This is a genomic window from Microcystis sp. M49636_WE2, from assembly GCF_030065375.1.
Classification (GTDB): domain Bacteria; phylum Cyanobacteriota; class Cyanobacteriia; order Cyanobacteriales; family Microcystaceae; genus Microcystis; species Microcystis aeruginosa_C.
Map to the genome: position 1 here is coordinate 1 of NZ_JASJFG010000505.1, position 7,857 is coordinate 7,857.

Below are 7,857 nucleotides of genomic sequence, written 5' to 3' on the forward strand. Positions count from 1 at the left end.
AACGGGGGAGCGGGTGACAATTTTGGATGTTCTTGATCGACCCGATCTTACTAACTATTTTATCACTAAAATCATGCTGGTTGACCGGATAGAAAAGGTTTTTCACAATGCTAGTTATGATTGTAAATTTTTGGGCGGTAAGGGCAAAGTTAAAAAAATCACCTGTACCCTAGAGTTAGCTAAAAAGGTTCCCTACTATATTGCTCCCTTACCCAATTATCAACTGAAAACCGTGGCTGAATGTCTTTGTCATTTTCCCGCTATCGATAAAAGTGAACAGGGGGGTAATTGGGGCAAAAGACCTTTAACCGCGGACCAGCTAGAATATGCACAAAAAGACCCCGTATATACAGCCCAAATCCACCATCGTCTTTTGCAGCTTTCCCATTTAATTACTCCTGATCCCGCGGGTGAGAATCTGGAAAGATTAACTAATCGTTATTGGGAAATTTACCAGCAATGGAAGATTTTAGATACAGAGATGGAACATCTCAAGGAACGTTTAAAGTCGGCAATGATTGAGCAACAAGCTGCGGAGATTAACGGGTTTTCGGTCAGTTATCAAAATCGCACTGGCAAAAAAGTTAAACTGGCCGAATTAGCCAAAGTTGTCTATTTATCGGGCCAGGATAGCCAAATATCTCTCTCCTTAACTAATGATTTTCTCAAAGAATTGGGGGATTTAGCCCAAGGGTTAACTATCGAGGAAACTCGCCAAAAAATCAGTCAATTGACCATTAAACAAAGTGAAGCTGACTTGAGATGATTATAGCAGAATAGGAGTCAATACCAAATTAGGTTATACTTGATGCGGATGAGAAAGGCTGTAATAGCTAGAAAAAATTGCTTGCGGGGATAATCTAAATGACTGTAAAGATCGCTTATCTGGGGCCGGTGGGAACCTATTCAGAAACAGCCGCTTTAGCATTTGCTAACAGTTTACCACCCCAGCCTCGTCAATTAATACCCTATCCTAGCATTGCCTTGGCCTTGCGATCAGTTGTCCAAAATCAGGCCGATTTAGCAGTGGTCCCGGTGGAAAATTCCACCGAAGGAAGTGTGGTAATGACTCTTGATGCTTTATGGCAATTACCCGGGTTACAGATTCAACAAGAATTAGTTTTACCGATTTCCCATGCACTTCTATCTCCCAGACAATCGCTAACAGAAATTAAAACCGTTTATTCTCATCCCCAAGCTTTAGCCCAATGTCAAAAGTGGCTAGAAAATAATTTACCTAACGTGCCGATTATTCCCACCAATTCTACCACAGAAGCGATTCAAATTCTCGATCGAGAGGCTAATTCGGCCGCTATTGCTTCCCCCCGGGCGGCAAAACTCTATAATGTACCAATATTAACACAACCAATTAATGATTATCCCGATAATTGTACCCGTTTTTGGGTAATGGCTGTAACTTCCCATCCTCAAGGTGAGCGGATGTCCCTCGCTTTTCAAGTTTTAGATCAACCTGGTGCTTTAGTCAAACCTTTAGAAGTTTTTGCCAAACGTCAGCTTAATTTATCTCGGATCGAATCGCGACCAACTAAACGATCTTTAGGGGAATACATATTTTTTATTGATCTAGAAATTAATCCAGATCAACAGCATTTAATCGGGGCAACTTTAGAAGAATTAACCAATTATACCGATGCGATCAAGGTTTTTGGTGCTTATCAGGTGGTTAATTTGCCTGTAGAGAGTTTAGAGGAATTATAAACTAAATTCCTCATAAATTACAGAAATTAAATAGAGATATTTTAGATTTTAAGAGAGGGAAGAATCGGCAAAGATGAGTTTTCCTCTGGGGTAGAATCAAGCTTTCTTTCCCCAACTAGAGGAAGAATAATTTCTACAGTTGTTCCTAAACCTTTACCTTGACTAGAGATAGTAATATCTCCCTCCATCATTTTCATAAAATTCTTAGAAATAGCTAATCCTAAACCCGTACCGCTAAATTTTCTAGTTGTGGAACCATCAATCATCACAAAAGGGCGAAATAATTTTAATTGCTGCCGGGGATCTATACCGATTCCTGTATCGATTATAGTCATAATAGCCTGTGGATGTTCTAAGTGAGTTATTAAAGAAATTGTGCCTCTATCAGTAAATTTAATTGAGTTAGAAATAACATTCAAAATTACCTGTTTTAATTTAGTGGGATCAGCATAAACTATCGGATTTTCTGGACAGAAAAGTAAATTTAATTTTAAGCACTTAAGTTGCAGCGATGCTGTTTGTAAATTAATAACTTCATTGATAATTTGGTGTAAATCTACTGGTTCAGGATTAACGGAAAGTTTGCCCGCTTCTATTTTAGCAATACTGAGAATATCATCAATAATTCCTAACAGATGTACGGCTGCATTATCCGCTTGTTGCAGATATTCTTTTTCTTCCTCCTCGCTATTACAAAATCCATCCATAACGCAACGAATTGAGCCAATAATACCATTAAGAGGGGTGCGTAATTCGTGGGAAGTATTCGCCAAAAATTGGTTTTTTAATTGATTGGCATTTTCCGCTTCTTGCCAACTCTTAACTATTTCCTCTCCCCAAAGGCGTAAACGTTCGAGCATTTCCTCTAAGGCCGAGGCTAACTGATTAATTTCTCGAATATCAAAGTTTTCTGGTCTAATCTTTTGGGAAGGAATTTTTTGAATATTTAAGGCATAATCTCGCAGTTTTTCTAAAGGTCTAGCTAAATCCCTGGCGATCAGTATAATAGCTACTAAATAAGCTAATAATAAACCAGAAATCAGATAAAAAATTGCCTCCCAAATTTGTTGCAGAGGAGCCAGAGCTTGGGAGAGGGGACTAATGGCTAAAACTATCCATTTTTGGGATGATTCTCCCGTAACTGGACTGGGGAGGGAACTATAACCAGCGACTAATTCTTTGCCATCTTTCTCGAAAGAAAATAAATGCAAGAAATTTTGTTTTCCTCGGATAGCATTATTGATAATACTATTTAAGCGTTCAGCATCAGCTTCTTGACTGATATGGCTACCAATGCGATCAAAATAGGGATGAGCGAGAATAATGCCATTTTCAGAAATAACCACGGGATAACCTGACAAAGAACCGGGTAAAACCTTCTCACGGTAAAGGAGAGAAGCTTGCAGAATCAGACTAGATTGTAATTGTCCTTGATTATCGTAGATGGGAACGGCAAAAACTAATTCTAATTGACGATTATTATTGGGAGATTTAATTAGAAATTTTCGGGGTAAACTTCTAACTAAAATATTTTCGATATTACCAGCAAAGCTAGTCCGTTTTTCTGTCCATCTTTCCAGGGACAAAACTTTGATAATTTCTGGTTCACAGGCTCGATTTAATAAAGGTTGCTTGGTCTTAATATCAATTAATTCCACACAGTTAATCTGATTAGGAAGTCGCGCCGTGAATTGTTGTAAAAAAGCTTCTTTTTCGGCTAAGGTTCCCTGTTTTAAACCCAGACTTTCGCTCGCAGTGATAAGATTGGCCTGCAAAAGTTGAATTGATTGCTCAATATTATCTGCTTTTCTGATGGCACTTTCGGTAAGATTTTGACGAGCCGTTTCCAAAAAAGCCGATCGCGCCTTACGATAGGTGACATAAACTCCCATTAGTAGTACAGGTACACTGACCAAGAGTAAGCGAGAGAGCAGAATACGACGAAAGGAGGATTGACCGATAGGCATAGGCAGAAATTGGTTTGATTCTTGCTATCAAACTCTAGACTATACTAGCCTATTCACCAATCGGACCGGGTGATATCCCCGAGCATTTGCCATGAATCGTCCTCACACCACCGTTATTTTAGCCATGAGTGCCGATGGTAAAATTGCCGACGCCTACCAGTCGGCGGCCAGGTTTGCCTCTGCTACCGATAAAATGCGTCTAGAACAACATTTATCCCGCATGGATGCCGCTTTATTCGGTGCCAACACCCTGCGCGCTTATCACACCAGTCTTCCTATCCGTCATGGCGATTTTCTCGCATACCGTCAACAACGGGGATTATCTCCGCAGCCGATACAGATCGTTTGTTCTCATTCAGGCCTGCTTGATCCCGGGATGAAATTTTTTCAGCAGCCTTTCCCTCGCTGGTTAATCACCGCAGCGGAAAAAGTGGCGGCATGGGAAAATCGGGGTTTATTTGAGCTTGTCTTAGTCTGCGGTGATTGGAAGGCTATTTTTAGGCAATTTACCGCCCTAGGTATCAAAAAGCTGGCGATTCTGGGAGGTGGTGAATTAATTGCCTCTCTTTTAGCTGAAGATTTAATCGATGAAATCCATCTAACCATTTGTCCGTTGCTGTTAGGAGGCAATAAAGCGGCAACTCCTCTGGCAGGAACTGGATTTATGGCTGATTCTGCCAGAAAATTACAACTTTTGAGCGTGGAAACCGTGGAAGAAGAAATTTTCTTACATTATTCCCTTGAACGGCAGTCCCATAAATCTCAAAACTAGATTACCTTAAATAGGGTCTGCTGAAAAAGTTTGTTGGTGGGGGCAGGGTGTGGGGTGTAGGGTGTAGGGTGTAGGGTTTTACTGATTTTGAGGTACTCAGTTACCTAATTTTCAGGGAAAAAGTCCCGGAATTTTACCCCTAATCACTCCCAGTCCGGTACTTTTTGATTGACAAAAAGTCTAAAAGTCTTACCCAACAAGGGTTTTAGATTTATTCAGCAAACCTTAAATAAAAAGGTTGACTTATCTTGTCCCATGGTAGAACAGCTTAAACCCCAATATTCTGTCGTTTGGATTGATAAAATGAGTGAGATTCCCCAACAAAAATGGGATGCTCTCGCTCAACCCCTAACTACTCCCTTTCTCGAGTGGGAATGGTTACATAATATCGAAACTTCCGGCAGCGCCACGGGACGCACGGGGTGGCAACCTGCTCATCTAACAGTTTGGTGCGGTGCTGAGTTAATTGCCGCCGCTCCTTTGTATATTAAAAGTCATAGTTACGGTGAATTTGTCTTTGACCATCAATGGGCAGATCTTTCCCATCGTTTAGGGATTAGATACTATCCGAAACTGTTAGGAATGACCCCTTTTACTCCGGCGGTGGGTTATCGTTTTTTAATTGCTCCGGGGGAAAATGAACTGGAGATTACTGCTTTAATGATAGCGGCAATCGATCATTTTTGTGACCAAAATAATCTGTCGGGTTGTCATTTTCTTTTTGTGGATCCCCAATGGCGAATTTTAATGGAAAATTTTGGCTTTACTCCCTGGTTACACCATAGTTATATTTGGAATAACAAAGGTTTTCAAAGTTTTGAAGATTATCTGACGGTTTTTAATGCTAATCAACGCCGCAACATTAAACGGGAACGGAAAGCGGTGACTAATGCGGGGTTAATTATTAAAACTCTGGCTGCCGAAGAAATTCCCCATCATTTATTCCCGTTAATTTATCGGTTTTATAGCAGTACCTGTGATAAATTTTATTGGGGAAGTAAATATCTGACACAGAAATTTTTTGAACAATTATATCCGAATTATCGTCAGCGAGTGGTTTTGATTACTGCCTACCAGAATGAAAAGGATACTAAACCGGTGGGTTTATCTTTTTGTATTCGCAAAGATACTAATCTTTATGGTCGTTACTGGGGAAGTTTTCAAGAGTACGACTGTTTACATTTTGAAGCTTGTTACTATCAACCGATCGATTGGGCAATTAGTCAAGGTATTACCATGTTTGACCCCGGCGCGGGAGGACAACATAAAAAAAGACGGGGTTTTCCCGCCACTGCCAATCACAGTTTACACCGTTTTTATCATGGTAAAATGACTCAAATTCTCCGCAACTATATCCAGGAAATTAATCAAATGGAACAGGAAGAAATTGAGGCAATCAATCAAGATTTACCCTTTTCTAAGAGAGAAATTGAGTTGAACGAGTAATTTAGATAGGGTTTGTCCTTGGGTGCAATCAACTATGAATACGAGGTTCCGGGTGCAGAGTAGTGAGAATTTCACTTTCGAGCGCCGCTAGGGTTTCTAAGCGTTGCTCGATCACTGTCCGTTCAAAATAATCCGCTGCTAATAGCCAATAAATACCATAATGACGCGCTTCGGAAGCCATTAAACCGCGATAAAATTGAGCTAATTGAGGATCGGGACAATATTCTGCCAATAAACCTAATCTTTCGTGGGAACGCGCCTCGATTAAAGCTGATATTAACAGCGAATCCAAAAGGCGATCAGGTTCTTGGTGACGAATCTGGGCCTTTAATTTAGCACCATAAGGGGGAGAATTCAAGGGAGCGAGGGGAATTCCCCATTTATCTAACCATTGATTGACCTGTTCAAAATGTTCTAATTCCTCTTGTGCGATCGCAGTTAATTTCCGCACGAGGGAAGCGTAGGAAGGATAACGAAACATGAGATTTAAGGCCACTCCTGCCGCTTTTCGCTCACAATGGGAATGATCGAGCAGAATAATCTCTAAATTATTAATTGCCTGTTCTATCCAATCCTCAGAGGTGGCACTGACTAATAAATTAATCTTTCCCATCGTCGCTGATTCCAATTTGCTGCCTCTTTCACCCTAACCCAAAAAGTCGAACAACACCAGTCAAAAACTAAGGACACGGCTTCTGTGATAGCCTAGATGATCGGTGAAGCATAAACACGGCCAATCAATCAGATGGATTTTTTACTGGAAGTCGGTACAGAAGAACTACCCGCAGATTTTGTCGATAGCGCGATCGCACAATTGCAGGAAAGAGTTAGCAAGAGTTTAGAGACGGAATCTCTGGACGCGACTGCTATTCAAGTTTACGCAACCCCGCGCCGTTTGGCCGTGTTAATCACAGGATTACCGAGGGAGCAAGAAGATCGCAGCGAGGAGATCAAAGGACCCCCAGTTAGTGCCGCCTACAAAAATGGTCAAATTACCCCCGCTGGTGAGGGTTTTGCTCGAAAACAGGGAGTTAGCACCGATGCTTTCTCAATTCGCACCACAGACAAAGGAGAATTTGTCTATATTGAAAAAACGATTCCGGGTCGTCAAACAGCCGAGATTTTAACTGAATTAATTCCCCAATGGATTACCCGTTTGGAAGGAAGACGTTTTATGCGTTGGGGAGATGGAGATTTAAGATTTCCCCGGCCAATTCGTTGGTTATTAACTTTAGTGGATGGGGAAGTTTTACCCCTAGAATTAATTAATGGCTCTACCACTTTAACCAGCGATCGCTTAACTTTTGGTCATCGCATTCTACACCCGCAATCCTTAGCCATTAGTCATCCCCAAGCATATTTAACCAGTTTGCGCTCGATTTTTGTGGAAGCGGATCCGCAAGTGCGTCAACAGATAATTACCGATCAGATTACCACCCTGGCCAAAACACTGGAGGGAGTGGCAGAAATTCCCGCAGATTTATTAGCAGAAGTGACTAACTTAGTCGAATATCCCACGGCAATTGTCGGCAAATTTGACGATGAATTTCTGGAATTACCCCCGGAAGTAATTATTACCGTGATGGTGACACATCAGCGTTATTTCCCAGTCAAGACTAAACAGGGTTTGTCACCCTATTTTATTACTATTTCCAATGGCGATCCCCAGAAATCTGAGATTATCTCCGCAGGAAATGAAAGGGTTATCCGCGCACGGTTAGCCGATGCCAGATTTTTCTATACTGCCGATTGTGATGAACCCTTAGATAGTTTCCTTCCCCAACTGGAAAACGTCACTTTCCAAGAAGAATTGGGAACCATGCGCGATAAAGTCGATCGGATTATGGAAATTGCCCAGATGATCGTCGAACAGTTAAATCTCGATGAACAAAGTCGCAGTGATATAGAGTCCACTGCCATGCTTTGTAAAGCGGATTTAGTTACCCAAATGGT

7 protein-coding genes are annotated in these 7,857 nt (G+C 41.2%); 5 read left to right on the forward strand and 2 right to left on the reverse strand.

The annotated features are described in order from the left end of the window. Both PX484_RS11770 and pheA read left to right on the forward strand, forming a co-directional pair. The coding region (locus PX484_RS11770; protein WP_288103958.1) for a ribonuclease D at nucleotides 1-766 on the forward strand (766 nt) is incomplete at its 5' end. Nucleotides 767-864: 98 nt separating this feature from the next. After that, nucleotides 865-1,719, forward strand: a complete 855-nt coding sequence (gene pheA, locus PX484_RS11775) for a prephenate dehydratase (protein ID WP_002803374.1) — start codon at nucleotides 865-867, stop codon at nucleotides 1,717-1,719. Nucleotides 1,720-1,760: 41 nt separating this feature from the next. On the opposite strand, the gene PX484_RS11780 is transcribed toward pheA, so the two are convergent. Beyond that, nucleotides 1,761-3,686, reverse strand: a complete 1,926-nt coding sequence (locus PX484_RS11780) for a sensor histidine kinase (RefSeq protein ID WP_287767264.1) — start codon at nucleotides 3,684-3,686, stop codon at nucleotides 1,761-1,763. A gap of 91 nt (nucleotides 3,687-3,777) precedes the next feature. On the opposite strand from PX484_RS11780, the gene PX484_RS11785 reads away from it, so the two are divergent. Together PX484_RS11785 and PX484_RS11795 are read left to right on the forward strand one after the other, a co-directional pair. Then, nucleotides 3,778-4,458 (forward strand): RibD family protein, encoded by a 681-nt coding sequence (locus PX484_RS11785; RefSeq protein ID WP_002803376.1) that lies wholly within the window; start codon nucleotides 3,778-3,780, stop codon nucleotides 4,456-4,458. A 255-nt stretch (nucleotides 4,459-4,713) separates the two neighbouring features. Continuing rightward, entirely contained in the window at nucleotides 4,714-5,904 is a 1,191-nt protein-coding gene (locus tag PX484_RS11795; protein WP_287767266.1) for a GNAT family N-acetyltransferase, read from the forward strand. A 28-nt stretch (nucleotides 5,905-5,932) separates the two neighbouring features. Here the strand turns inward: PX484_RS11795 and PX484_RS11800 are convergent, their stop codons facing one another. After that, entirely contained in the window at nucleotides 5,933-6,517 is a 585-nt protein-coding gene (locus tag PX484_RS11800; protein WP_002803378.1) for a MiaE family protein, read from the reverse strand. A 132-nt stretch (nucleotides 6,518-6,649) separates the two neighbouring features. On the opposite strand from PX484_RS11800, the gene glyS reads away from it, so the two are divergent. Next, a partial coding sequence (glyS, locus tag PX484_RS11805) for a glycine--tRNA ligase subunit beta (protein ID WP_288103963.1) occupies nucleotides 6,650-7,857 on the forward strand: 1,208 nt, incomplete at its 3' end.